Genomic DNA, 23,577 nt, shown 5'->3' with positions numbered 1-23,577 from the left:
GTGGCAAGCCGGACGCGTCGCGTCAACTCGCCGGGTGGGAGGGTGGGTTGAGGCCCTCCACCCGTTCCTTGAAAAGAGGGCTCGAAGCCCGGGTCCCGAAGCTCAGGCCGTCTCGTCCTTGAGCTTCTCGACGAACGCGGACCAGGCAGTGGCCCGGAACACGAGCTTCGGGCCGTGGGGGTTCTTGGAGTCGCGGACGGGGATGACATCAGGGAGTGCCTGGGTGACTTCCAGGCAGTTGTCGCCGGTGCCGCCGCTGTAGCTGGACTTGTACCACTCAGGCGTGTTTCTCATGGCCGTAATCCTGCGCCATCGCCTCAAGGAGAGCCAGAGACTTCTCAGGCGAGAGTGCCGAAGCCGTGAGGAATTCGAAGTAGAGCCTGTAACGCGCGACGGTAGCGGGGTCGTCTTCCAGCTGTCCGGTGTCGACCCCTTCGAGATAGGCCAGCGGAGGGGCGTCGTCGAAGTCCATCACCCTGACGCACCCCTGCATCCCCGGGTGGGCTCCCGCGTCGAACGGCAACACCTGAACGATGACGCGGTTCCGGCGGGTCAAGCCGATGAGGTGGAGTAGGGCCCCCCTCATCACCTCTGGTCCGCCCGTGACTCGGCGCAGTGCGGCCTCGTCAATAACCGTCCACAACAGAGGCTTTGTTGGATCACCGAGGATCCGCGCCCGCTCCATCCGGCCTGTCACCAGCGCCTCGATAGACTCCTCTGCTGCTGAGGGCTGGTAGGCGCGGCTGACGGCTCGTGCGTAAGCGGGTGTCTGGAGCAATCCGGGGATCAGCATCGAGGTGTACTCCCTGATGGCCGTGGCCTCCGTCTCCACCTCTGCGGCTTCCGCGAAGTGCTCGCGGTACTTGGACTTCGCCGCCGCCGCACAGTTCCGCTGGAAGAAGTCCTCCGTCCCCAGCACCTCGTCCAGCAACCGCGCATACTCGCGCTGCATCCTGCGCGTCCCCGCCTCCAGCTGCCCGATGAACGACCCGCTCACGAACAGCCGCTGGCCCAGTTCCTCCTGGCTGAGGCCGGCCTTCTCGCGGGCGTGGCGGAGTTCGGCGCCCAGGAGGGCTCGCGGGGAGGAGGACGGGTCGAGGTCCCTGGATCCGGGCATGGGCAACTCCCTGTCGTACACATCGGGTTGTTGGGCCGCCGTATATCGCCAGGCTAGAGGCGCGTCGGCCACGCTGTGTGGTGAATCACAAACTCAGCGTGGAGGTAGGAAAAGGTGCGCTCGACCGAAGAGATCGTGGAGTCGTTGCGGGACGCGCTCGCGGGAGTGGGTGTCGTGCTGCCGTCCCTGTGCGTCGATCCGGTCACGGCCGCGAGTGACGAGCCGTTCGCCCTGGTCGATCTGGGGCGGTGCAATGTACGGACGGCTGAGCACCTGACCGACGTACTGCGCTCGCTGCCCGTGCGAGAGACGCTGCGGGCTCGCGTGCGGCAGGTCAACCGGGAGCCGAAGTCACGGTGAAGTATTGGTGACCGGCAGGTGTACAACCATTCGCCCGCAATCGCCGTCGAACTGACGTATCGCGCGTACAGCGGCGTACGCCCCACCGCACGCCATCCCGGAAGACACGTCCTTTTCCCAGAGGGATCCTGTTCATGACGCTCCGTTGGCTGTGCGGTGTCCTGCGCGTGCGCGGGAAGACCGATCTGTTCCTCGTCCTCCTCCTCGCCGCCGGTTTCGCCGCCCTGCCCGTCTTCGCGTTGCTGCCGTCGCTGTGGGGCTTCGCTGCGGCCTCGGCCGTGAGTTACGTCGCGGACGAGGTGCTGCACGCGCGGTCTCCCTCCTTCGTGCGGCGGCTGGCCGCGCTGCAGCTGACCCGCACGATGCGGTTCACCGTGCGGACGGTGATGCTGCTCGCCCTGGCCGACCGCATGAACGCGTCGGACGCGGTGCTGGTGACCGCCCTGGCGGTGTTCAGCGCCCACTTCGCCCTGGTGACGCTGTACACGGCGGTGCATCACGCCATCCGGCGGCGGCGCACGCTCCCGGTGGTGGTGCGCAACCTCGACATGAGCGGGGCGGGGATCCCGGCGGCGCCGCCCGCCTTCCTCTACCGGCGCTTCCTGCGCAAGCTGCTGCATCTGGACCTACCGGCCCACGCGGGGCTGCTCGTCGCGCTCGCGGCGGGCGCCTGGCAGCCCGCGGGCGCCGGCTTCGCGCTCACGGCCGGGCTTTCCGCGGCGGCCGTGCTGGCGCTGCTGGCGCAGTTGCGCCAGGCCCGCCGGATGCCGTCGCCGGACCAGGTGATCGCGGAGGTCAACCGGCAACTGGCCGGGTACCGGCCGGAGGTGGCGCTGTACTTCAGCTTCGCGTCCGTGTCGCGGGACTTCATGTACCAGGTCAACATGTGGATCGAGACGCTGGAGCGGCTCGACCGGCGGCCGCTGATCATCCTGCGGGAGCGGGCCTCGTTCCGTTATCTGAGCCGTACGCGGCTGCCGGTGGTGTGCGTGCCGAAGGCCGATGACGTGGCGCAGCTGGAGCTGCCCGAGCTCCGGGTCGTCCTCTACCCCGGCAACGCGGGCAAGAACGTGCACATGCTGCGCGTCGCCGAGGCCAAGCACGTCTTCATCGGGCACGGCGACAGCGACAAGCTCGCCAGCAGCAACCGGGTGAGCAAGGTGTACGACGAGATCTGGGTGGCCGGGCGGGCCGGGCGGGACCGCTACCAGCGGGTGCGGCACGCCATCAGTGACAAGGCGATCGTCGAGGTGGGCCGCCCGCAGCTGTCGTCGATCCGGCTGCACGCGGACCATGTGCCGGGTCCGCTGCCGGTCGTGCTGTACGCGCCGACCTGGGAGGGCTGGAGCGACGACGACTGCCACACGTCCCTGATCCCGATGGGCGTGACGCTGGTGGAGAAGCTGCTCGCGGAGAACGTACGGGTCGTCTACAAGCCGCATCCCCTCACCGGCAAGCGCTCCCGCGCGGCCGCCGAAGCGGACCGGGCCGTCCGGGAACTGCTGCGCGCGGACAACGAGCGCCGTGACGCCGAGCGGGCCCAGGCGTCGGTCGCCGCCGCGAAGCCGCGGCTCGCCGAGATCCAGGCCCGCCTCGGCGAGCTGGCCGGGCGGCTCGGCGGCGACGACGCCGAGCGGACCCGCGAGGCGCGCCTCCCCGGGCCGGACGGGGAGGCCGAGTGGCACGAGCTGCGGGCCGAGTGGCACCGGATCTTCTGGGAGAGCCGGGGCCCTGTCCGGCACAACGTGGTGGTCGGGCAACTGCCCACGCTGTACGAGTGCTTCGACCAGGCCGACCTCCTCATCAGCGACGTGTCGTCCGTGGTCGCGGACTTCGTGGCGAGCCTCAAGCCGTACGTGCTGACCAACGCGGACGACCTGCCCGACGCGGAGTTCCGGGCCGCGTACACTACCGCCGGGGGCGCTTACCTCCTCGACCGGGACTGCGCCCGCCTGCCGGAGATCCTGCGCTCGGTCCGCGATCCGCGCCACGACCCGATGGCCGCCGAACGCCGGGTCCTCAAGGAGTACGTCCTGGGCCCGGACCGCCCCACCTCGACGGAGCGGTTCAACGCGGCCGTCAACGCCCTGGCGGGCAGGGCCGCGGCGGAGCACGAGGAGTGGCGCGGGGACGGACCGCGGGTCGCTGTGGGGCTCTAGGCGGTGCCCGTCGCCGCTGCCAGGGCCGCGCGCAGGTGGCCGTCGGACTCCGTCAGCAGGCGGGCCGCCGTCGGGCCGTCCACGTCGGCCAGGAGGGTCAGGATCGCGTTCTTCACCTCGCCGTCGGTGGCGGCCAGGGCCCGTTCGATCTCCTCGTCGCCGGCGCCGGTGGCGAGGGCGACGATGCGGTGGGAGCGGGCGCGCAGTTTGTCGTTGGAGGCGCGGACGTCGACCATCAGGTTCCCGTAGGTCTTGCCCAGGCGGATCATCGTGATCGTCGAGAGCATGTTGAGGACGAGCTTCTGTGCCGTGCCGGCCTTCAGCCGGGTGGAGCCGGTGAGCAGTTCGGGGCCCACGACGATCTCGATGCCGTGCTCGGCGGCGGCCGCGAGCGGGCTGCCCGGGTTGCAGGCGAGGCCGATGGTGAGGGAGCCGCGGGCGCGGGCGTGCTCGACGGCGCCGATGGCGTACGGGGTGCGGCCGGAGGCCGAGATGCCGACCACCGTGTCGTCCGGGGTCAGGCCGAGGGGCTCCAGGTCGGCACGGGCCAGTTCCCGGGAGTCCTCCGCGCCCTCCACCGAGGTGACCACGGCCTGCGGGCCGCCCGCGATCAGCCCGACGACCCGGGCGGGGTCGGTGTTGAAGGTGGGCGGGCACTCGGAGGCGTCCAGGACGCCCAGCCGGCCCGCCGTGCCGGCCCCCGCGTAGACCAGGCGACCGCCCCGGGCCATCCGCTCGGCCAGGGCGTCGATCGCGGCGGCGATCTGAGGCAGCCGGGCCGCGACCGCCCCGGCGACGGTGGCGTCCTCGCCGTTCATCAGCCGCGCGATGTCGAGGGTGGGCAGCCGGTCGATGCCGGCCAGCTCCGGCCGGAACGCCTCGGTGGTCAGGGACTCCAGCTCGGCTCTGAGACCACGGGGGTTGGAGGTGGAGGTCATGGACGGCTCTTTCCGTGTCTTTCCGGTGCGTGTCGGCCGGGGCCGGCTCAGGAACGATGCCGGTGGGCCAACGCCTCGTACGACGCCGAGAGCGCCGGCGCCGCCGTCTCGTACGTCCGCTGCGCCACCCCCACGAACAGGCAGTCCACCACAAGAAGCTGTCCGGTCCGGGACGACATCGCCGCGGGACGCAGCTCGCTCTCCCGGGCCGTGGACGTGGTGAGGACGTGGTCGGCGTACTGGGAGACCGGGCCGTCCGGGCGGCCGGTGATCGCCACCGTCGTCGCCCCGCGCTCGAAGGCGACCCGCAGCGGCTCGATGACGTCCCCCGTCGACCCGGAGTGCGTGATGGCGATCGCGACATCGCCCGCGCGCAGTTGCACGGCATTGGTGACGGCCAGGTGCGGGTCGCTGTGCGCGTGCGCGACCAGCCCTATGCGCAGCAGCTTCTGCGTGAGGTCCTGGGCGACCAGGCCGGACGCCCCGACCCCGTACACGTCCGTGCGGCGGGCAGCGGCCAGCGCGGTGACGGCCGCGCCCAGTTGGGCGGTGTCGAGGCCGGCGGCGGTGTCGGCGAGGGTCTGCTGCTCGTCGTAGGCGAGCTTCGCGACCACGTCGGCGATCGGGTCGTCGGCCGCGATGTCCGTCGTGATGGCGGGGGCGCGGCCGGACTGCTGCTGGGCGGCGAGGCCGGCGAGGGCCAGGCGCAGGTCCCGGTAACCCGGATAGCCCAGCAGCCGGGCGGTGCGTACGACGGTCGCCTCGCTGGTGCCCGTGAGCTCGGCGAGGCCGGTGACCGTGAGGGCCGCGCAGCCGGCCGGGTCTCCCGCGACGGCCTCGGCGACGCGCTGCATGGAACGCGTCATCGACGGGCCCAGCGTGCGGACCTTGGCCGCGAGGGCGGCGGGCGCCGGCGGGGTGCCGAAACTTTCCTTCACTCTTGAGGTCACCTCTGAAAGATATTTTCGGCTCGGCGTCTCGGTCAAGAGTGCGCACAATGGGGGCATGGACCCCATCAGCCCCCTGGAGCAGGCACTGCACGCCGCGCGCGCCCTCGTGCTGGCCGACCTCGTCGCGGGACGCGTCGCCGAGGCGGACGTCGTCTCCCTGGTCGAGGAGTCGGTCGTGCAGCGGCGCTGGTGGGTCGAGCAGTGGCCGGAGGGCGCGCAGTTCGTCGCCGGCCTGGTCGCGCAGGACGTGCAGGACGCCTTGCTGGAGCGCTACGGCCGCTGGCCGCTGTGCCCGGTGTGCGGCACCGGCGAGCCGCACGCGCTGGACGTGCGACCGGAGTTGGGGCCCGACCCGCACTGGGTGTGCAGCGAGGCGGGCGTGAAGGTCGCGGCGGTCGGGTCGCTGGGCGAGGCGCTCGGCGGAGCGGCGTCCTCGTGACCGTCTACATCGACCCGCCGACCTGGCCCGGCCACGGCCGCATGTGGTCCCACCTGATCAGCGACGTCTCGTACGAGGAGCTGCACGCCTTCGCCGAACGCCTCGGCGTGCCCCGGCGGGCCTTCGAGCGCGACCACTACGACATCCCCGCCCAGCGGTACGCGGACGTCGTGGCGGCCGGGGCCGTGGAGGTCAGCAGCCGCGAGGTGGTGCGGCTGCTGCACGGGGCGGGGCTGCGCCGGCCCAAGGGGCGGACTCAGCCGCGGGGTTCGCGCAGCTCGTAGGCGACCTGCTCGGTGTCCTGCGCGACGGCCTCGAATCCGGCGCGGGCGAGGACGCGGTGCGAGGGCGCGTTGTCCCGCTCGACATTCGCGACGACGGTCCGGACCTCGTCCCGGGACAGTGCCCACGCCGACAGCGCGCGCAGCGCCTCGGTGGCGTAACCGTGGCCACGGGCCGCTTCGACCAGGTCGTAGCCGACCTCCAGCCGCCCCGACTCGTCCGGCACGCTGTGGAAGCCCATGGCGCCGAGCGCGCGGCCGTCCTCCCGCCGGACCAGGACGTACATGCCCCACTCGGGCCGGTGGACGCCGTCCTCGTACTGCTTGAACACCAGCCCGGAACCGATCCGGGTGCCCTCGATCGGACCGCCGTCGAGCCACTCGAAGCCGCCGTCGCCGACCGTGGAGAGATCGCCCGCCGCCGCCGGGGTGACGCCCTGGAGGGTGAGCCTTTCGGTGGGGATCACGTGGTTGTTGCTCCACCGCCACCCGGTGACCGGCTCGCGGCCGGGCAGGTCGCCCCGGCCGGTGGCCCACAGCAGGGTCCGCCACGGGGTGGGGCCGGGCTGGACGTGCGGGAAGATCCGGGTGAGGACGAAGTCGCACAGCTCGGGGGCCGGTTCGTACGCCACGCCCAGGCCTTCGGCCATGTCGTGGGTGTGCAGCAGCACCTCGGCGACGCCCATCGCGGCGAACCCCTCACGGTTCGCGCTGCGGAACGGATACGGATGGAAGGCCCGGACCTCGCGCGGGGTGGTGCGGATCGCGGCGGCGAACAGGGCGCCCATCGTGCGGATCACCCGCAGCGCGCCCGCGTTGTCCGTCCCCTCCTCCAGCGAGATCTCGAACGGCGTGTACGACTCGGGCTCGCGCCCCGCCAGCTGCCCGGCGTACCCGATGAGGTCCTCGGCGATGTGCACCGCCGTCTCCCGGCAGCTCCACTCCAGCCGCCCGGCCCGCACCGCCTCCCAGTCCCGGTCGGTGACCGCCCCCAGCAGGCCCACGCACTCGTCGACGGCCTGCTCCACCTGTTCCGCACCCGTTGTCCGCATGCCGGGCAGGTTACGAGGCGTCGTCGGGCGGAAGCGACAGCATTTCCAGCTCGGCGGTGAGGTTGTAGCGGGCCGTCGCCTCCCACTCCGACGCTCCGTACGGCGTCCTGAACAGCCTCGGCAGGTCGAGGAGTTGGCGCAGGATCGCCGCACGGCCCGTGCGGAAGGCCTCGTTCGGGACGAAGTGGTACTCCCCGCGGACGGCGGCGGTGTAGGCGGCGTACGCCGACGGGGGCGAGGCGAGGATCGCCAGGTCGGCGTCGCACAGGACCTGGCCGTCGGGGTCGTCGTCGGCGGGGTCGTGGCCGACGGTGAGGCGGACCAGGCGGGCCACCTCGGCGGTCCTGGCGGCGGACACGCCGGCCTCGGGCAGGGCGCGTTCGGCGAGCCGCGCGGAGCGCTCCTCGTTCTCGGAGCGCTCGGGGAGGTAGACGGCGTCGTGGAACCAGGCGGCCAGCCGGACCACGTCCGGGTCGCGCGCGTACTTCCCCAGTACGTCGATGTGGTCCAGGACCGCCGTCAGGTGCGCCACCGTGTGGTAGCGGCGCTGCGGCTCCTGCCAGCGTCCGAGCAGGTCGTCGGCGTACGGGACCGGGTCCGGGCCGGCGGCCGGGCCCCGGGCCGCCTCCAGGGTGCGGACGAAGCGGGCGCGGAGGGCGTCGATATCGGCCATGGGGGCATTCTCCCGCTCGGCGGGGTGAGGCACCTAGCGTGGGGTCCATGACGACTCCTGCTGATGTGCACGACGTACGGGACCCCGAGCAACCCGGGAGGCTGCTCGCGATCGAGCGTGACGGGCTGATCCCGCTGCTCCGGGCCAGGGCCGAGGAGGACTTCGCGCTGCCCGTGGGGGCGTGTCCGGGCTGGTCGGTGCGGTCGGTGCTGGCGCACTGCTCGGCCGCGCTCACCCGGGTGGTGGAGAACCGGTTCGAGGACGGCGTGTTCTCGCCCGAGTCGAACGACCGGGACATCGCCGAGCGGGACGGCTGGAGCAACGCGCGGGTGGTCGACGAGCTGGAGCGCGGGATGACCGAGGCCGGGCCGGTGATCGCCGGGGCGGGCGGGAAGCTGGACGGTCTCGCGCTGGGGGAGTGGGTGCACGCCGGTGACGTCCGTGACGCCTTCGGCGAGCCCGGGGCGTACGGCGGGGCCGGGCTGCCGGACGCGCTGGCGCTGCTCGCCCGGATCACCCGCGAGCGGGGGCATGTGCCGCTGCACGCCGACCTCGACGACCTGGACGAACCCCTGCGGCTCGGGGAGAGCGGCGGGGAGCGGCCCCCGGGCCGTTTCATCGGGGACGGGCCGACCCTGGTGCGGCTGTACACGGGGCGGCCGGTCGACGGGGCCGAGTTCGAGCTGGTCGGGGTGGAGGCGAAGGATCTGAACATCTTCGGATGAGCCGGGTCCCCGGGGCGTGGGATGCGGCGGAAGCGGGCAGCGTAGTCTTGATTGGACTAGACCTGTTTGGGTCAGACCTGCTGTCGTACGCCGACGCCATGCCGACGAAGGGGCCCCATGAGCAAGCGTGCAGTCCTGGAGGTGATCGCCCTCGGCGTCGAGGACGCGGTCGCCGCCCAGGCCGGAGGCGCGGACCGGCTGGAGCTGGTCACCGACATGGCGGCCGACGGGCTCACCCCGTCGGCCGCCACGGTCGCCGGGATCCGCCGGGCGGTCGACCTCCCGCTGCGGGTGATGCTGCGGCTCGCCGACGGCTTCGCGGCCGGGGACGTCGACCGGCTGGCCGGGGTGGCCGCCGGGCTGCGCGAGGCCGGGGCCGAGGAGTTCGTGCTGGGGTTTCTCGTCGCGGGGGGTGGGGTGGATCTGGCTGCTGTGGAGCGGGTTGTGGGGGTGTTGGACGGCTGCCCCTGGACCTTCCACCGGGCCATCGACCGGGCCGCCGACCGGGATGCCCTGCGCAAGCAGCTGGACGGGATGCCCGGGCTGGACACGTACCTGACGGCCGGGTCGGCGGACGGGGTCGACGACGGGCTCCCCGTGCTGCTCGCGGAGGCCGGGCGTGCCGGGGAGCCGGGGTATGAGCAGCGGTTGCTGGTGGGGGGTGGGTTGCGGCTCGATCATGTGCCGATGCTGTTGAAGGCCGGGGTCGACGGTTTTCACATCGGCGGGGCGGCTCGTCCCGGGGGCTGGGACGAGCCGGTGTCGGTGGAGGCGGTCGCGGAGTGGCGGGTTGCGGTGGACGGCGGTTGACGAGGGCTCGGCGTTGGGGCCCTGGTCGGGTGGGTGCGCAGCTCGGCGCAGCGGGGTGCCGCTGCGCCCACCCGTGCCGCCCCAGCGGCACGACTGCCCGCAGCTACGTCGGCACGCGGGCCCGCGGCTGCGTCGGAACGCATGCCCGCGGCTGCGTCGGCACGCATGTCCGCGGCTGCGTCGGCACGCATGTCCGCGGCTGCGTCGGCGCGACTGCCCGCGGCTGCGTCGGCACGCATGCCCGCGGCTGCGTCGGCACGCATGTCCGCGGCTGCGTCGGCGCGACTGCCCGCGGCTGCGTCGGCACGCATGTCCGCGGCTGCGTCGGCACGACTGCCCGCGGCTGCGTCGGCACGCATGCCCGCAGCTACGTCGCCACACGGGCCCGCAGCTACGTCGGCACGCATGCCCGCGGCTACGTCGGCACGCGTGCCGGCAGCTGCGTCGGCGCGACTGCCCGCAGCTAAGCGAGCACCGCAGCTAGGCGATCAACTGGGGCGGCAGCGGCGCCGCGTGCGTCACCGTCAGTCCCGACACCGCTCGCGTCAGCGCCACGTACAGGCGGCGCAGGCCCGTTCGCTCGTCCGGTTCGCCGTCGACCACCGCCCGGGGTTCGTCCAGGACGACGTAGTCGTACTCCAGACCCTTCGCGAGCGACGCCGGGACCAGGGTCAGGCGGGTCTCCCGGGTCGTCTCCTCGCCCGGGCCGAGGTAGGCGATCCCGGCCTCCGTCAGGGCCGCCGCCAGCTCCGGGATCCGGGCGTCCGCCGCGATCAGGCCCGTCGAGCCCTCGTGGCGCAGCGACGCGCGGCAGGCGTCGACCACGTCGGCGGTGCCGGTGACCTCCCGGACCTCGAAGTGGCCCGGGTTCTCACGGATCGACACGACCGGGGTGAGCCCCGGGGCGATGTGCGGGAGCAGCCGGGAGGCGTAGGTGATGACGTCCGTCGGCACGCGGAAACCGGCCGTCAGCTCCTCCACCATCGCCTCCGCCTTGCCCAGGTGGACCAGCGCCTCCTGCCAGCTCCGGGTCGCCCACGGCGTGGTGCCCTGCGCCAGGTCGCCGAGGACGGTCGCACTGCCGGTCGTGCAGCGGCGGCCGACCGCCCGGTACTGCATGGGGGAGAGGTCCTGCGCCTCGTCGAGGACGACATGGCCGAGGGAGTGCGTGCGCTGGATCAGGTCGGTGGCCTCGTCGATGAGGACGGCGTCGGCGGCCGACCACTTGGCGGACCTGACGCTGCGCGCCGGCTTCGCCCACAGCACCGCCTTCTGCTCCTCCTCGTCGAGGATCCCCTCCGCGTGCTCGGCGAGGAAGTCCGCGTCCGACAGCAGGCGCAGCACCAGCTTCGCCGGGTCGACGGCCGGCCAGACCGCCTTGACGGCCGCCTTGACCGCGCTGTTGCGGGCCACCGCGTCCTGCACCCGGTCGTCCGGTGCCTCCCCCGACCGCTCCATCTGCACCAGCACCGCGTGCGCGATGCGCTGCGGCAGGGCCTCGCGGGCGGCGCCGTAGCGGATGTCGCGGTCGAGCAACTCCCGGACGATGTCCTCCAGTTCGTACGCCGCCACGCGCCAGCGGCGGGAGCCGCGCACGACCACGACCGGCTCGGCGGGCATCGTGACGTGCGAGTACAGGGCCCTGCGCAGCACCTGCGCCATGCGGGCGTCGCCCTTGACGACCGCGGCCGTCGCGTCGTCCGTCCCCTTGATCTCCACGTGCGCCACCAGGTCCTCGACAGTGGCCTGCCGCACCGTCAACTCGCCGAGCGCGGGCAGCACTTGCTCGATGTAATGCAGGAAGGACCGGTTGGGTCCGATGACGAGCGTGCCGGTGCGGGCGAGGCGCTCGCGGTGGGCGTAGAGGAGGTAGGCGACCCGGTGCAGGCCGACGGCGGTCTTCCCGGTGCCCGGGCCGCCCTGCACGCACACCGTGCCGGAGAGCCCCGACCGGACGATCTCGTCCTGCTCGGGCTGGATCGTCGCGACGATGTCCCGCATCGGGCCGACACGGGGCCGCTCGATCTCCTGCTGGAGCAGCTTGCTGGTGCGCGCCGCCTCGCCCGGGTCCGACAGGTGCTCGTCCTCGTACGCCGTGAGGTCGCCGCCCGTGTACCCGAAGCGGCGGCGCAGCGCGATGTCCATCGGGTCCTTCTTGGAGGCCCGGTAGAACGGCTGGGAGACCGGTGCGCGCCAGTCGATGACCATCGGGTCGCCGTCGTGGTCGTGCACATGCCGCCGCCCGATGTAGAAGCGCTCGCCCTCGGCACCTTCGGCCTGCTCGGCACCCGGGGCGTGCAGATAGTCGAGCCGCCCGAAGAACAGCGGGGTGTCGCTGAGGTCGGCCAGGGCCTTGATGCGCTCCTCGATCTGGCGGGCCAGGACCTCCGCGTTGACCCAGTTCGCGGTGACGTCGCTGATGTCGAGGGCCTCGACGTCCTCGCGCATGGCACGCAGGGCGGAACGGGACGCGGCGAGGTGGGAGCGCTCACGGGAGAGCGGGTCGTCGACGGGCGTGGACAAGGGGGTGCCTCCGGAGGACCTGCTGAGAGTTGGCGGTGAGATGCCGGCCGGTTTCCGTCCGGTCGGCGGCACTCCGTGAGGGAGGCGGGCAAGAGCGGAGATCCTAGAGGAGCGCAGGAGGTGACCGCCAACGGTTTTTCTCATCCCCTAGGGGACGAGGCCCTCCTCCCTGAGGGGCCGGTGTCGGTCCGCAGGCGTACGAGCGGGGCACGCGGGTTCGGCCCTCAGGCCGACGCGGACTTTACGTGCGGAAACGCACCATGGAGACATGAGCGCAGCAACCATCTCCCCCGCCCCGGCACCGGGCCGCCCGCCCGGCGCCACCGCCGTCGCAGGCAGCCACCGGCACCGCCTCGGCGATGCCCTGCGCGCCGTCAAGGTGTTCGCGGGCGCCGCCTTCGACGTGATCATCCTCGGCCAGTACGGCGAGGAAGTGGGCGTGGTCCGCCGCAAGTGAGCGGCCCCACCGCCCGCGAGCGGCCCGCCCGCCTCAGCTCTCCGTGAGCAGCTCGTCCGCGTCCATGATCCGGTACGCGTACCCCTGCTCCGCCAGGAAGCGCTGGCGGTGCGCGGCGAAGTCCTGGTCGATGGTGTCCCGGGCGACCACCGAGTAGAAGTGGGCCTGGTGGCCGTCGGACTTCGGGCGGAGCACCCGGCCCAGCCGCTGGGCCTCCTCCTGGCGCGAACCGAACGTGCCGGACACCTGGATCGCGACCGTCGCCTCCGGCAGGTCGATCGAGAAGTTCGCGACCTTGGACACGACGAGCACGCTGATCTCGCCCTCCCGGAACGCGTCGAACAGCTTCTCCCGCTGCGCGTTCGACGTCTCGCCCTTGATCACGGGCGCGCCCAGATGCTCACCCAGCTCGTCGAGCTGGTCGATGTACTGGCCGATGACGAGGATCTGCTGCCCGGCGAAGCGGCGGACGATCGCCTCCGTGACCTTCCGCTTGGTGTCCGTCGTCGCGCAGAAGCGGTACTTCTCCTCCGCCTCGGCCGTGGCGTACGCGAGACGCTCCGCGTCCGTCAGGTTGACCCGGACCTCCACACAGTCGGCGGGCGCAATGTAGCCCTGCGCCTCGATCTCCTTCCAGGGCGCGTCGAAGCGCTTGGGCCCGATCAGGGAGAACACGTCCGACTCGCGCCCGTCCTCACGCACCAGCGTGGCCGTCAGGCCCAGCCGCCGCCGCGCCTGGAGATCCGCCGTGAACTTGAACACCGGCGCCGGAAGCAGATGCACCTCGTCGTAGACGATCAGGCCCCAGTCCCGGGAGTCGAACAGCTCCAGGTGCGGATAGACGCCCTTCCGCCTGGTCGTCAGCACCTGGTACGTGGCGATCGTGACGGGCCGGATCTCCTTCTTCGTCCCGCTGTACTCGCCGATCTCGTCCTCGGTGAGCGACGTCCGCCGCACCAGCTCGTGCTTCCACTGCCGGGCGGAGACCGTGTTCGTGACGAGGATCAGGGTCGTGGACTTCGCCTGCGCCATCGACCCGGCGCCGACCAGCGTCTTGCCCGCGCCACAGGGCAGGACGACCACGCCGGATCCGCCGTGCCAGAAGTTCTCCACGGCCTGCTTCTGGTAGGGCCTGAGCGCCCAGCCGTCCTCGGCCAGCTCGATCGGGTGCGCCTCGCCGTCGACGTACCCGGCGAGGTCCTCGGCCGGCCAGCCCAGCTTCAGCAGCGTCTGCTTGATCTGTCCCCGCTCGGAGGGGTGCACGGCGACCGTGTCGGGGTCGATGCGGGCGCCGACCAGCGGCGCGATCCGCTTCGACTTCAGGACCTCCTCCAGCACCGGACGGTCGGTGGTCGTCAGGACCAGCCCGTGCGCCGGGTGCTTGGACAGGGTGAGCCGCCCGTAGCGGTCCATCGTCTCGGCGATGTCGACCAGCAGCGCGTGCGGCACCGGGTAGCGGCTGTACTGCACCAGCGCGTCCACGACCTGCTCGGCGTCGTGGCCCGCCGCCCGGGCGTTCCACAGGCCCAGCGGGGTCACCCGGTAGGTGTGGATGTGCTCCGGCGCCCGCTCCAGCTCCGCGAACGGGGCGATGGCCCGACGGCAGTCGCCGGCCTGCTCGTGGTCGACTTCCAGGAGCAGGGTCTTGTCGGACTGGACGATCAGCGGACCATTCACGCGTGGCACCCTTTCCCACGGCCGGACGGCTCGGACGGCTCGAACGACTCGGCCAAACGTCCAGTGTGCCTGATCGTCGCGGTCCTGAGGGTGTGATCTGCGCGGGACCGGACCGGTTCCGGTCCTACTGAATGCCTTTTCATCCCAACGTGTGGTGTGAATTCAGTTTTTCCACGGCGGCCCCGAAGAATGGCGAACCGTGCGGAATCCCACGACCACCACCCTCGGATACGCCCTGTTCGCCACCCGCTGGCTCCAGGCCCCGCTGTACTTCGGGCTGGTGGCCGCCCAGGGCGTCTACGTCTACAAGTTCTTCAAGGAGCTGTGGACCTTAATCCGGATGTGCGTGAGCGGGCACGCCACCGAGACGTACGTGATGCTCGCGGTGCTCAAACTGGTCGACGTCGTCATGATCGCCAACCTGCTGATCATGGTGATCGTCGGCGGCTACGAGACCTTCGTCTCGCGCATCGGCCTCCAGGGCCACCGTGACCAGCCCGAATGGCTCTCGCACGTCAACTCCAACGTGCTGAAGGTCAAGCTCGCCACGGCGATCGTGGGCATCTCCTCCGTCCATCTGCTCCAGATGTTCGTGGATGTCCACCACACCTCCCACCACGCCCTGTTGTGGGGGACGGTGATCCACATGGCGTTCATCGGCTCGGCGGCGATCCTCGCGTACATGTCGGGCCCGATGGCGGCACAGTCGGATCGCGGGCATGCGGATCGCGGGCATGGGGACCGCGGGCATGCGGACCGTTCGCCGGCCGGCCGGACTCAGGACGAACGCCCGCAGACCGGCAGCGTCCCCACCCCCGCCGAGCAGCCCGAGGCGTCGTACGCGGAGGCCCCGGCGGCCACCCCTGCCCTGCCCCGGCAGTCCGCTCCCGACGCGGACGCCGAGGCCCGGATCCGCGCGGCCGGCTTCCCGGCCCGCAAGCTGCTGGAGGACTTCGACCAGGAGCACCCCCGGGGCCTCGACCGGGAGGCACTGGCCCGGCTCGGCAAGGCGGAGTTCGTCGCCGCCCGGGGCAACGTGGTCCTCGTCGGGCCGCCCGGCACCGGCAAGACGCACCTCGCCATCGGCCTCGGCGTGCGCGCCTGCCAGGCCGGGCACCGGGTGTTGTTCGCGACCGCCGCCGAGTGGGCCGCCCGGCTCTCCGAGGCCCGGGCCGCCGGCCGGCTCGACGCGGAACTGGCCGCCCTCGACGAGCACCCCCTGCTGATCGTCGACGAGGTCGGCTACACGCCCTTCGACGCGGCCGCCGCCGGCCTGTTCTTCCGGCTGGTCGCGCACCGCTACGAGCGTGCCTCGCTGATCGTGACCAGCGACCGCCCGCTCGGCCGCTGGGACGAGGTCTTCGGCGGCGCCTCCACCGCGGCGATGGTGGACCGTCTCGCCCATCACGCCGACGTGGTGCGGCTGGACGGGGACAGTTACCGGACGCGCCGCGCTACTTCAGCGTGGGCAGACTGACGTTGTTGATCAGTGGCCCCTCGATGCCGACCCCCTCGGAGATCAGGGGCTCGCCCGCGGCGGCCGGCAGGGGCAGCGGCGGCGCGTGGGCCGCGGCGGCGCAGGGCGCGAGCACGCCCACGAGGGCGACGGCGGACAGGGCGGCGGCGGGGAGCTTTTCACGCATGGGGACGACAGGGCCTTTCGCGTTCAGGGAGGCGGGGGCGGCGCGCCGGGCCGGCCCGGGGGATGCCGGGGCCGGCCCGATGGTGCGCGGCGGGCGGATCAGACCTGCGGCGTCTCGAGGACGAGGCCGGCGACGTCGATGCTCACCGCGGCGGCCGGAGTGGCCAGCCCGCCGAACGTCATCAGGGCGGCGGTGGCCAGGACGGCGGCGAATCGACGGACAGCGCGCATGCTGGGACTTCCTTTCGGCAAGGACTCAGGACACCCGGTGGCTGCCCCCGCGCGAACGGCGGAATGCGGCACGCCCGGCAAGGTCGCCCAAGGGTGGGAAATCCCCGGCGTGGCGTGCATGAACGCCGGTGTGCACCCGAACGGGTGAGACCAGCCCCGAGCAGCCCCCGGCGGCTCAGCCCGCGTCGTCGGCGAGCTCCGCGACCCCGGTGATCCGGTGCAGCGGATACGTACGGACCTCGTCCGCCGTGTGGTCGTACGCGGTGACGAAGCCGCCCTCGACGCGGATCGGGGCGATGACCCGCTGGCTGGCGGCGCCCTCGGCGTTGACGTAGCCGATCCACAGGGCCTCTCCGGTCAGGACGGCGGCCTGCATCGTGGCGAGGGTCTCGGCGGAACCGGTGCGGGGCAGTTCGCCGTTGACCGCCGGAGCCGTGCCGGGCTTGCGCGGGGTGGTGGAGGCGAGGTCGCCGGCCCGGATGGCGCGCACCGCCGCCGCGAGGAGCGTGTCGTCGGGAACCGGCGGGCCGTCCGGCACCGGCTCGGGTGCCGTACGCGGCGGGGTGCGGTGCGCGTGCGCGCGGGTGATCAGCACATCGCCCTCGGCGGACTCGGCGGCCGGCGCGAACCCCATCGCCCGCAGGCCCTCCAGCAGCCCCGCCGGGTCGCTCTGCGCGGCCAGCACGGTCGGGGCGAGCCGGCGCAGCCCCAGAGAGGCGGCCCGCTTGTCGGCGAGGATCTCGCCCAGCACCGCGTCGTCGTCGCAGCGCACGTACGCCGAGGCCGCGCCCACGCGCAGATGGCCGTGCCTGCGGGCCACGTCGTCGATCAGGTACGTCAGCGGCTGCGGCACCGGCGTACGGGAGTGCGCGGCGAGGAAGGCGTGCAGGTCCGAGGCGCTCTGCCCGGCGTCGAGAGCGCGCCGCACCGATCCGGGCGTGAAGCGGTAGACGGTGGCCCCGCCCTTGGACTCGACGTCCGCCAGCGCGCCCAGCATGTCGGCGAGCGGACGCCGCAGGGGCCCGGGCGCGACCGCCGTCAGGTCGGCCTGGAGCAGCACGTGGTCCAGCGGCTCGGGCAGCAGGGGCGTGAGCAGCCGGGCCGCGGCGGCGGAGGCGACGGCCTGTTCGGTGGCGGAGAGGGTGGTGACATGGGTGGGGCGGTGGTGGACGGGGAGCTTGTCCCCTGGACCGGATGGCTCCGCTTCCGGGCTCTTCGCGGGAGCCGCGGGCGCCCCCAGCAGGGCCCGGCCGTGGGCCGACAGCGCACCTCTGCCCGTGACGCCCAGCAGTTCCGCTTCGGACAGGGCCCACTGGGCGAGCCGGCCGCGCAGGTCGTCCTCGGGCTGGGCGCCGCGCAGGGGGCGCTCCCAGCGCAGCCGCGCCAGCACCGACTCGGCGGCCGGCGCGGTGCCCTCCGGCAGCCCGGCCAGCAGCGCCAGCACCCGGTGCCGTACCTCGGGCGCCGCCGAACGGTCCAGACCCGGCCCGAGCGCCGACAGCGTACGGTCCTTCGCGTCCCGCCCGCCCACCAGCCCGGCCGTGCGGGTCGCGGGAAGCCACGCCGTGACCAGCCGCGACCAGCGCTCGGCGGCGGGCAGCTCCCGCCACTCGTCGTACGCCGGGGTCGCCGCGTACCGCTCGTCGGCCTCCCCGTCCGGGGCGATCAGGCCCGCCGCGTACGCCAGCTCCACCCAGAACGCGGCGACCGGCTCGGGCACGTCGAGGGCGACGGCGGTCCGCTTCAGGTCCCGCACGCTCAGCCCGCCGGCCCGCAGCACCGCCGGCCCGCCCTCGTCCCAGTCCTTCAGCAGCTCCTCGACGGTCGCGAGCGAGGTGTACGCCTGCCCGGCCGCGGTGCTGTCCACAACCTGTGGACGGTGAACGGCGGCGGCCTCGACCGTCGGCGGCACCGGCTCGGGCGTCCGGTGCGCGAGCCCCCGCCGCAGGTGCAGGGCGACCTCGCGCGGCAGTACGACCGTCCCGGGCGCCGTCGGCAGCAGCAGCCCCCGGTCCAGCAGCCAGCGCAGCCGGGGCGCCGGATCGGCCGTGACCTGCCCGTACGGCGGCCCCCACACCAGCCGCTCCAGCACGTCGAGGGAGTCGGCCGGGGCCCCGGCGAGCAGCGCGGCCATCCGGCGCCGGTCCGAGAACAGCTCGGTCAGGGACGTCACCGCGGAGACCGAGTCGTGGGTCGAGGGCAGCCCGGCGGCCGTGACGATCTCCTGGATGCGCCCCGGGGACATCCCGGCTGTGGCTTCCTGGACCGTCGGGCCGAGCCCCGTCGGCGACGGGTGCTGCGGCGAGGGAGCCAGCAGCTCACGGGCCGTGCGGACCAGCCGCAGCCGGTCGTCGCCGCCCCAGACCAGGGCCTGCTCGCGCAGGACGCCCAGGGCGTGCGGCAGGGCGGCGGCGACGGCCGGGTCGGCGTCGTCCCCGGCCATGAGCCCGAGCAGTTCGTCGTACGTCGCCGGATCGGCCGCCACGGCCAGCGCTTCCGCCGTCTGGAGGGCGAACCGGTCCAGCCGCTCCAGGGCCCGCACGACCGAGGCCCGGGTGCCGGCGCGGGTCGCGAGCTGCGTGAGGTCGGTGGGCACGGGCGTGATGAGATCCGGACGGCTGCGCAGGAGCGCGCCCAGCGAGACGTCGTCCCGCCCGCGGAGCGCTTCCGCGAGGGAACGGGGGGCCGACGGCCTGTCCTCGGTGCTCATCCGGTCCACGGTAGCGGGTCGCCTCCGGCGGCCGGGGCGACTGTGCGTGGGCATGTGGGTCGCCCGCTCGGACTCGCGGTACCGTCGACCGACGGCGTCAGCCAACGCACACGCCCCGGAGGGGACTTCGTGGGGATTGAGAGCGACCAGGTCGTTTACGAGTATCTGAGCCGCGTCGGGGACGTGGCCCAGCAGCGCCAGTTGTCGTCGGCCACCCGGATGCGTCTGGTCGCGGACCTGCGCAACGAGATCGACAAACGCCGCGCGAAGGCCACCGTCGACTCGCCCGCCGCCGTCCGCCGCATCCTGTCCCGCCTCGGCAGCCCGGACGAGATCGTGGCGGCGGCCGCGGACGGCACGGGCGCGGGCACGGGCAGCGGCGGTACGACGCAGAGCGCCCCGGCCGCCGTGCCCGTACAGCGCGAGGCCCGCGAGCCGGAGGAGACGGGCGAGCGGCCGAAGGGGGTCCTGCGGCGCGTCGTACCGCGTCCCCGCCCGGCCCGGCCCGCCGAGGAGTCACACCCCGCCGCCGGGGGCGCGGCCCCGCCGCACCTGGCCGCCGGGCACGAGCTCGGGGACAGCGCCGTCCAGCCGGACTGGTGGCGGGTGGACAGCAGCCCCTTCGGCGTCGGCGACGAAGTGCCGGGCTTCGTGGGCGGCGTGGAGCTGCCGGACCTGCTGAAGTCGCCGAAACCGAGGAAGCCGGAGCTGGAGAAGCCGGCGGCCGACGAGGACGCGGCCCCGGCTGTCGAGGTTGCCGGGGAGCCGGAGGAGACGGCCGGCAAGGCGACCCGCCGGCGTCTCCCGGGCCTGCCCGCGGGCGGCTGGAGCAACCCGCTCCTCCTCGTCGCCGCCGGTCTCCTCGTCGCGGGCGCCGTGCTCGGCAACTGGTTCGTGCTGATCCTCGGCTGGCTCATCGCCTACGCCTCACGCCGCCTGACCCCGGCGGAGACGAAGTGGGCGGTGATGATCCTCCCCAGCCTCTCCGTCGCGGCCGGCATCCTCTGGCTGTGGGGCAGGACGAACGACCGCTGGGGCACCCCGATCGCCGAGGGCCACATGAACGACGCGGTGGCACAGACCTGGCCGTGGGTGGTCAGGGGCGCGGCGGTGGCGTCGGCCCTGTTCCTGGTCTGGCGCTCACAACGCTCCCGCTAGCCGATCAGCTCTCGCCGGCCGATCACAGGGTGACGTCTGCCGTTCACACCGGCTGGGCACAATGGCCCATATGGCAATCACCGTCGGCTTCGACCTCGACATGACCCTCATCGACTCCCGCCCCGGCATCCGCGCCTGCTACCAGGCACTGGCCGAGCGGACGGGGACGTACATCGACGCCGACCTGGCGGTGACGCGGCTCGGGCCGCCGCTGGCCGAGGAGCTGATCAACTGGTTCCCGGCCGAGGAGATCCCGGCCGTGGCGGACCTGTACCGGGAGATGTACCCGACGATCGCCATCACCGCGACCTCGGCGCTGCCCGGCGCCCGGGAGGCCATCGAGGCCGTACGGGAGGCCGGCGGACGCGCGATCGTCGTCACGGCCAAGTACGAGCCCAACGCCAAGCTGCACCTCGCCCACCTCGGCATCGAGCCGGACGCCGTCATAGGTGACCTGTGGGCCGAACAGAAGGCGGAGGCGCTGCGCGAGCACGACGCCGGTGTCTATGTCGGCGACCACGTCGGGGACGTGCGCGGCGCCCGGACGGCCGGCTCGCTGTCGGTCGCGGTGGCCACCGGCCCGTGCCCCGCGGAGGAACTGCGCGCGGCCGGCGCGGACGTCGTCCTCACCGGTCTGACGGAATTCCCCGGGTGGTTTTCGGACTACCGTCCCGCACGCGCCTGACGCCGGCCCGCCGCCACGGAACGCAGTACTCCCGCACCGGCCATCAGGAATCCGACCGCCATGAGCATGCTCAGGCCGAACATGTACGTCGGAAAGGGCGTCGTCCCCAGGAACAGCGGGGCGACCGTGACCAGTGTGGCCACGGCGCCGATGAAGAAGACGATGGCACCGGCACGGACCAGACGGTCACCGGGAGCGGCGGAATTCGTTTGGGTTTTGTCACGCACCCGACCAGGGTAGTTCCCAGCGCGAAGGAACAACCGGGTGACGTCTTGTCACCGGCCTGAAGACCATTAGCCTGGGTACCGGCGGGTCCGTACGACCCGCCCGAGTGCTATCAAGAGCCGTTTCCAGAAGCAGTTTTCCGACGAGTACGAGGACGAGGACAGACGTGCCTACCGGCAAGGTCAAGTGGTTCAACAGCGAGAAGGGCTTCGGCTTTCTCTCCCGTGACGACGGCGGCGACGTCTTCGTCCATTCCTCGGTCCTCCCCGCCGGAGTCGAGACGCTCAAGCCGGGACAGCGGGTGGAGTTCGGCGTCGTCGCCGGACAGCGCGGCGACCAGGCGCTGTCCCTGACGATCCTGGACCCGACCCCCTCGGTCGCCGCCGCGACCCGCAAGAAGCCGGACGAGCTCGCCTCCATCGTCCAGGATCTGACGACCCTGCTGGAGAACATCACGCCGATGCTGGAGCGGGGCCGCTACCCCGAGAAGACCGCCGGCAAGAAGATCGCGGGCCTGCTGCGCGCGGTCGCCGACCAGCTGGACGTGTGATCCCCGCCAGGGAAGACGCTCAGGGAAAAGCGAGTGCGTTCGGGCCGAGGGGCGGCACCAGCCCCTCGGCCGCCGCGCGTGTCAGCAGCCCGCGTACGGCGGCGTAGCCGTCCTCGCCTAGGTCGGCGGTGAACTCGTTGACGTACAGCCCGATGTGCTGGTCGGCGACGGCCGGGTCCATCTCCTGGGCGTGCTCCATGACGTAGGGCCGGGACACCTCGGGATCGTCCCAGGCGGCGCGCACCGACCTCCGGATGGAGTCGGCGAGCAGCCGCAGCTTCTGTTCGCCCAGCGACCGCTTGGCGATGATCGCGCCCAGCGGGATCGGCAGCCCGGTGGTGTTCTCCCAGTGCTCGCCCATGTCGGCGAGCTTGTGCAGCCCGTAGTTCCGGTACGTGAAGCGCGCCTCGTGGATCACGAGCCCCGCGTCGACCTTCCCGTCCCGCACGGCCGGCATGATCTCGTGGAAGGGCATGACGACGATCTCGCCGACCCCGTCGCGCACCGTGTCCGCGGCCCACAGCCGGAACAGCAGATAGGCGGTGGACTTCTCACTGGGCACGGCGACCGTACGGCCGGTGAGGTCGACATCCGGCTCCCGCGTCAGCACCAGCGGCCCGCACCCACGCCCCAGCGCGCCCCCGCACGGCAGCAGGGCGTACTGCTCCAGCACGTACGGCAGCACGGCGTACGACACCTTCAGCACGTCGAACTCGCCGCGCTCGGCCATGCCGTTGGTGATGTCGATGTCGGCGAAGGTCACGTCGAGGGCGGGGGCGCCGGGGACGCGGCCGTGGGCCAGGGCGTCGAAGACGAAGGTGTCGTTCGGGCAGGGGGAGTAGGCGATCTTCAGCTGCTCACTGGTCATGCCGGTTCCAACTCTCCAGTACGGGCACGAGCTTCCCGAAGCCCTCGGTGAGGGCCGCCAGGGCGTCCGGAATACGCCAGGCGGCGCGGTCGCGCGGCCCGACGGGATTGGAGATCGCCCGCACCTCCAGCACGGGCACCCCGTGCACGGCGGCGGCCTCGGCCACCCCGAAGCCCTCCATGGCCTCCGCGAGGGCGGTGGGGTGACGCTCCCGGAGCGCGGCCGCGCGCTCGGCGGTCCCGGTCACGGTGGACACGGTGAGCACGGCCCCGGTAGGCGCCCCGACGGCGTCGCCGACCAGCCGTACGAGGTCCGCGGGCGGCTGATGCCGCACACTCCCGAACCCGAGCTCGGTGACCGACACGAACCCGTCATCGGTCTCGGCCCCCAGATCGGCCGCGACGATCTCATCGGCGACGACGAGCGACCCCACCCGCGCCTCCGGCAGAAACCCCCCACCGATCCCGGCGGAAACGACGAGGTCGTAGGGGGTGCCTTCGAGGGCGGCGGCGGTCAGGGCGGAAGCGGTGGAGGCAGCGGCGAGGGCGGGCCCCACACCAACGGCGACGACGTCGATACCGCCGCTCCCGCCGTGGGCAGTCGCCCCGCTACCGCCGTGGGCAGTCGTTCCGCTGGGGCGATGGGGGTCCCCCCTGCTCGAGCGAAGCCGAGAGCTTGGGGGAGGGTGGGCACGGCCTGCAGCGCCGAGCACCTCGTCACCGGACGCCAGGGACAACGCCCCAAAGCCAGCAGCCACCGCGTCCCGCTCCACGGAAACCGCGGTGGCGACAAGCACCCTGCCCAGCCCAGCGGCAGCGATTACGCGTCCTTCTCCAGCTTGAAGTTCCACAGCCCCGACGCGTCCTTCTTGCCCTCCTTGATGGACACCAGCGTCGAGTCGCCCTGCGCCCCGTACTGCGCGTTGAAGAACACGCTGCCCGGAATGGTGCGGTACGTCTTCGTGCTGGAGTCGGTCAGCGGCTGACCGTTCATCAGGATCGTCCAGCCCTCGTCCGCGATCTCCGGGTCGACACCGAAGCGCACGGTCTCGTCCGGGTCGACGGAGATGCTCTTGATGCCCTTGTCCTTCAGGCACTGGTTGAGATCGGACGGCTTCAGGGCATCGCCCTCGCCGCCACAGGTGGCCTCGGAGTTCACCGAGTCCTTGCCCACGGTGACCGTGGCCATCGGAGTCGGCTTGTCACAGGCCGAGAGGACGAGCAGTCCGGCGGACACGACGCCGGCGGCGGCGACGGCGCGGCGGCGTCGCACAGCGGATTGCAACCTGGTCATGGGCGAAGGCTATCTGGCCCGCAGCCCGGACCGCCCACGCGGGGTACGGCGTGC

General features: G+C 72.6%; 26 protein-coding genes. 11 read left to right on the top strand and 15 right to left on the bottom strand.

Annotated features, from left to right (window positions below):
• Positions 1 to 102 precede the first annotated feature (102 nt).
• A complete protein-coding gene (locus QF034_RS18105) occupies positions 103 to 294 on the bottom strand; it encodes a DUF397 domain-containing protein (protein WP_307175959.1) in 192 nt (63 codons plus the stop codon).
• Complete coding sequence (locus QF034_RS18100) at positions 278 to 1,117, bottom strand: helix-turn-helix domain-containing protein (protein ID WP_307175958.1); 840 nt, start codon at positions 1,115 to 1,117, stop codon at positions 278 to 280. The genes QF034_RS18105 and QF034_RS18100 overlap by 17 nt, the downstream gene beginning before the upstream one ends.
• A gap of 114 nt (positions 1,118 to 1,231) precedes the next feature.
• Between QF034_RS18100 and QF034_RS18095 the strand changes: the two genes are divergently transcribed.
• Together QF034_RS18095 and QF034_RS18090 are read left to right on the top strand one after the other, a co-directional pair.
• Positions 1,232 to 1,477 (top strand): hypothetical protein, encoded by a 246-nt coding sequence (locus tag QF034_RS18095; RefSeq protein WP_307175957.1) that lies wholly within the window; start codon positions 1,232 to 1,234, stop codon positions 1,475 to 1,477.
• Between the two features lie 134 nt (positions 1,478 to 1,611).
• On the top strand, positions 1,612 to 3,636 hold the full coding sequence (locus QF034_RS18090; protein ID WP_307175956.1) for a hypothetical protein: 2,025 nt from the start codon (positions 1,612 to 1,614) through the stop codon (positions 3,634 to 3,636).
• Here the strand turns inward: QF034_RS18090 and murQ are convergent.
• Positions 3,633 to 4,574: an N-acetylmuramic acid 6-phosphate etherase gene (murQ, locus tag QF034_RS18085; protein WP_307175955.1), complete on the bottom strand. Its 942-nt coding sequence runs from the start codon at positions 4,572 to 4,574 to the stop codon at positions 3,633 to 3,635. The genes QF034_RS18090 and murQ overlap by 4 nt on opposite strands.
• Positions 4,575 to 4,621: 47 nt before the next feature.
• The gene (locus QF034_RS18080) at positions 4,622 to 5,524 is read right to left on the bottom strand and encodes a MurR/RpiR family transcriptional regulator (RefSeq protein WP_370880951.1); all 903 of its coding nucleotides are present in this window, start codon (positions 5,522 to 5,524) and stop codon (positions 4,622 to 4,624) included.
• A 55-nt stretch (positions 5,525 to 5,579) separates the two neighbouring features.
• On the opposite strand from QF034_RS18080, the gene QF034_RS18075 reads away from it, so the two are divergent.
• Positions 5,580 to 5,963 carry a DUF8819 family protein gene (locus QF034_RS18075; protein ID WP_307175953.1) on the top strand — a complete coding sequence of 128 codons (384 nt, stop codon included), beginning with the start codon at positions 5,580 to 5,582 and terminating at the stop codon, positions 5,961 to 5,963.
• A complete protein-coding gene (locus QF034_RS18070; RefSeq protein ID WP_020271000.1) occupies positions 5,960 to 6,247 on the top strand; it encodes a DUF4031 domain-containing protein in 288 nt (95 codons plus the stop codon). The genes QF034_RS18075 and QF034_RS18070 overlap by 4 nt, the downstream gene beginning before the upstream one ends.
• Here QF034_RS18070 and QF034_RS18065 read toward each other — a convergent pair.
• Complete coding sequence (locus tag QF034_RS18065; protein ID WP_307179909.1) at positions 6,220 to 7,272, bottom strand: GNAT family N-acetyltransferase; 1,053 nt, start codon at positions 7,270 to 7,272, stop codon at positions 6,220 to 6,222. The two genes, QF034_RS18070 and QF034_RS18065, sit on opposite strands and share 28 nt — an antisense overlap.
• A 34-nt stretch (positions 7,273 to 7,306) precedes the next feature.
• Positions 7,307 to 7,969: an HD domain-containing protein gene (locus QF034_RS18060; RefSeq protein ID WP_307175952.1), complete on the bottom strand. Its 663-nt coding sequence runs from the start codon at positions 7,967 to 7,969 to the stop codon at positions 7,307 to 7,309.
• Positions 7,970 to 8,016: 47 nt separating this feature from the next.
• Here QF034_RS18060 and QF034_RS18055 point away from each other — a divergent pair, with 47 nt between their 5' ends.
• Positions 8,017 to 8,694 carry a maleylpyruvate isomerase family mycothiol-dependent enzyme gene (locus tag QF034_RS18055; protein ID WP_307175951.1) on the top strand — a complete coding sequence of 226 codons (678 nt, stop codon included), beginning with the start codon at positions 8,017 to 8,019 and terminating at the stop codon, positions 8,692 to 8,694.
• Between the two features lie 117 nt (positions 8,695 to 8,811).
• Entirely contained in the window at positions 8,812 to 9,504 is a 693-nt protein-coding gene (locus QF034_RS18050; protein ID WP_307175950.1) for a copper homeostasis protein CutC, read from the top strand.
• Between the two features lie 480 nt (positions 9,505 to 9,984).
• On the opposite strand, the gene QF034_RS18045 is transcribed toward QF034_RS18050, so the two are convergent.
• The gene (locus QF034_RS18045; protein ID WP_307175949.1) at positions 9,985 to 12,027 is read right to left on the bottom strand and encodes a HelD family protein; all 2,043 of its coding nucleotides are present in this window, start codon (positions 12,025 to 12,027) and stop codon (positions 9,985 to 9,987) included.
• A 268-nt stretch (positions 12,028 to 12,295) separates the two neighbouring features.
• On the opposite strand from QF034_RS18045, the gene QF034_RS18040 reads away from it, so the two are divergent.
• Entirely contained in the window at positions 12,296 to 12,484 is a 189-nt protein-coding gene (locus QF034_RS18040) for a hypothetical protein (protein WP_307175948.1), read from the top strand.
• 33 nt (positions 12,485 to 12,517) lie between these two features.
• Here the strand turns inward: QF034_RS18040 and QF034_RS18035 are convergent, their stop codons facing one another.
• Positions 12,518 to 14,161: a DNA repair helicase XPB gene (locus QF034_RS18035; RefSeq protein ID WP_307175947.1), complete on the bottom strand. Its 1,644-nt coding sequence runs from the start codon at positions 14,159 to 14,161 to the stop codon at positions 12,518 to 12,520.
• Positions 14,162 to 14,360: 199 nt separating this feature from the next.
• On the opposite strand from QF034_RS18035, the gene istB reads away from it, so the two are divergent.
• Positions 14,361 to 15,638: an IS21-like element helper ATPase IstB gene (gene istB, locus QF034_RS18030; RefSeq protein ID WP_307175946.1), complete on the top strand. Its 1,278-nt coding sequence runs from the start codon at positions 14,361 to 14,363 to the stop codon at positions 15,636 to 15,638.
• Here the strand turns inward: istB and QF034_RS18025 are convergent.
• From QF034_RS18025 to QF034_RS18015, 3 genes are all read right to left on the bottom strand, one after another.
• Positions 15,616 to 15,804, bottom strand: a complete 189-nt coding sequence (locus QF034_RS18025; RefSeq protein ID WP_307175945.1) for a hypothetical protein — start codon at positions 15,802 to 15,804, stop codon at positions 15,616 to 15,618. The two genes, istB and QF034_RS18025, sit on opposite strands and share 23 nt — an antisense overlap.
• 98 nt (positions 15,805 to 15,902) lie before the next feature.
• Positions 15,903 to 16,034, bottom strand: coding sequence for a hypothetical protein (locus tag QF034_RS18020; RefSeq protein ID WP_307175944.1), 132 nt, complete (start codon positions 16,032 to 16,034; stop codon positions 15,903 to 15,905).
• Between the two features lie 175 nt (positions 16,035 to 16,209).
• Positions 16,210 to 18,744 (bottom strand): helicase C-terminal domain-containing protein, encoded by a 2,535-nt coding sequence (locus QF034_RS18015; protein ID WP_307175943.1) that lies wholly within the window; start codon positions 18,742 to 18,744, stop codon positions 16,210 to 16,212.
• A gap of 129 nt (positions 18,745 to 18,873) precedes the next feature.
• On the opposite strand from QF034_RS18015, the gene QF034_RS18010 reads away from it, so the two are divergent.
• Together QF034_RS18010 and QF034_RS18005 are read left to right on the top strand one after the other, a co-directional pair.
• On the top strand, positions 18,874 to 19,902 hold the full coding sequence (locus QF034_RS18010; RefSeq protein WP_307175942.1) for a hypothetical protein: 1,029 nt from the start codon (positions 18,874 to 18,876) through the stop codon (positions 19,900 to 19,902).
• 61 nt (positions 19,903 to 19,963) lie between these two features.
• Positions 19,964 to 20,587, top strand: a complete 624-nt coding sequence (locus QF034_RS18005) for an HAD family hydrolase (protein WP_307175941.1) — start codon at positions 19,964 to 19,966, stop codon at positions 20,585 to 20,587.
• Here the strand turns inward: QF034_RS18005 and QF034_RS18000 are convergent.
• On the bottom strand, positions 20,566 to 20,814 hold the full coding sequence (locus QF034_RS18000; RefSeq protein ID WP_010035898.1) for a hypothetical protein: 249 nt from the start codon (positions 20,812 to 20,814) through the stop codon (positions 20,566 to 20,568). The two genes, QF034_RS18005 and QF034_RS18000, sit on opposite strands and share 22 nt — an antisense overlap.
• Before the next feature lie 164 nt (positions 20,815 to 20,978).
• Here QF034_RS18000 and QF034_RS17995 point away from each other — a divergent pair, with 164 nt between their 5' ends.
• The gene (locus QF034_RS17995) at positions 20,979 to 21,362 is read left to right on the top strand and encodes a cold-shock protein (protein WP_010035896.1); all 384 of its coding nucleotides are present in this window, start codon (positions 20,979 to 20,981) and stop codon (positions 21,360 to 21,362) included.
• 19 nt (positions 21,363 to 21,381) lie between these two features.
• On the opposite strand, the gene QF034_RS17990 is transcribed toward QF034_RS17995, so the two are convergent.
• From QF034_RS17990 to QF034_RS17980, 3 genes are read right to left on the bottom strand one after another with little or no spacing between them, the layout of a single operon-like run.
• Positions 21,382 to 22,230, bottom strand: coding sequence for a 1,4-dihydroxy-6-naphtoate synthase (locus tag QF034_RS17990; protein WP_307175940.1), 849 nt, complete (start codon positions 22,228 to 22,230; stop codon positions 21,382 to 21,384).
• A complete protein-coding gene (locus QF034_RS17985) occupies positions 22,220 to 23,026 on the bottom strand; it encodes a futalosine hydrolase (RefSeq protein ID WP_307175939.1) in 807 nt (268 codons plus the stop codon). The genes QF034_RS17990 and QF034_RS17985 overlap by 11 nt, the downstream gene beginning before the upstream one ends.
• A gap of 23 nt (positions 23,027 to 23,049) precedes the next feature.
• Positions 23,050 to 23,523, bottom strand: coding sequence for a DUF2771 domain-containing protein (locus QF034_RS17980; protein WP_307175938.1), 474 nt, complete (start codon positions 23,521 to 23,523; stop codon positions 23,050 to 23,052).
• Between the last annotated feature and the right edge of the window lie 54 nt (positions 23,524 to 23,577).

Origin of the sequence: Streptomyces africanus (assembly GCF_030816955.1) — a bacterium.
GTDB lineage: Bacteria > Actinomycetota > Actinomycetes > Streptomycetales > Streptomycetaceae > Streptomyces > Streptomyces africanus.
The sequence above is the reverse complement of the archived record's forward strand: the minus strand, read 5'-3'. Positions and strand labels throughout refer to the sequence as shown.

Excerpts from the sequence above, each read along its gene's own strand:
- QF034_RS18105 (WP_307175959.1), bottom strand. The coding sequence starts at position 294 with ATGAGAAACACGCCTGAGTGGTACAAGTCCAGCTACAGCGGCGGCACC.
- QF034_RS18100 (WP_307175958.1), bottom strand. The coding sequence starts at position 1,117 with ATGCCCGGATCCAGGGACCTCGACCCGTCCTCCTCCCCGCGAGCCCTC.
- QF034_RS18090 (WP_307175956.1), top strand. The coding sequence starts at position 1,612 with ATGACGCTCCGTTGGCTGTGCGGTGTCCTGCGCGTGCGCGGGAAGACC.
- murQ (WP_307175955.1), bottom strand. The coding sequence starts at position 4,574 with ATGACCTCCACCTCCAACCCCCGTGGTCTCAGAGCCGAGCTGGAGTCC.
- QF034_RS18075 (WP_307175953.1), top strand. The coding sequence starts at position 5,580 with ATGGACCCCATCAGCCCCCTGGAGCAGGCACTGCACGCCGCGCGCGCC.
- QF034_RS18060 (WP_307175952.1), bottom strand. The coding sequence starts at position 7,969 with ATGGCCGATATCGACGCCCTCCGCGCCCGCTTCGTCCGCACCCTGGAG.
- QF034_RS18055 (WP_307175951.1), top strand. The coding sequence starts at position 8,017 with ATGACGACTCCTGCTGATGTGCACGACGTACGGGACCCCGAGCAACCC.
- QF034_RS18050 (WP_307175950.1), top strand. The coding sequence starts at position 8,812 with ATGAGCAAGCGTGCAGTCCTGGAGGTGATCGCCCTCGGCGTCGAGGAC.
- QF034_RS18040 (WP_307175948.1), top strand. The coding sequence starts at position 12,296 with ATGAGCGCAGCAACCATCTCCCCCGCCCCGGCACCGGGCCGCCCGCCC.
- QF034_RS18025 (WP_307175945.1), bottom strand. The coding sequence starts at position 15,804 with ATGCGTGAAAAGCTCCCCGCCGCCGCCCTGTCCGCCGTCGCCCTCGTG.
- QF034_RS18020 (WP_307175944.1), bottom strand. The coding sequence starts at position 16,034 with ATGCGCGCTGTCCGTCGATTCGCCGCCGTCCTGGCCACCGCCGCCCTG.
- QF034_RS18015 (WP_307175943.1), bottom strand. The coding sequence starts at position 18,744 with ATGAGCACCGAGGACAGGCCGTCGGCCCCCCGTTCCCTCGCGGAAGCG.
- QF034_RS18005 (WP_307175941.1), top strand. The coding sequence starts at position 19,964 with ATGGCCCATATGGCAATCACCGTCGGCTTCGACCTCGACATGACCCTC.
- QF034_RS17990 (WP_307175940.1), bottom strand. The coding sequence starts at position 22,230 with ATGACCAGTGAGCAGCTGAAGATCGCCTACTCCCCCTGCCCGAACGAC.
- QF034_RS17980 (WP_307175938.1), bottom strand. The coding sequence starts at position 23,523 with ATGACCAGGTTGCAATCCGCTGTGCGACGCCGCCGCGCCGTCGCCGCC.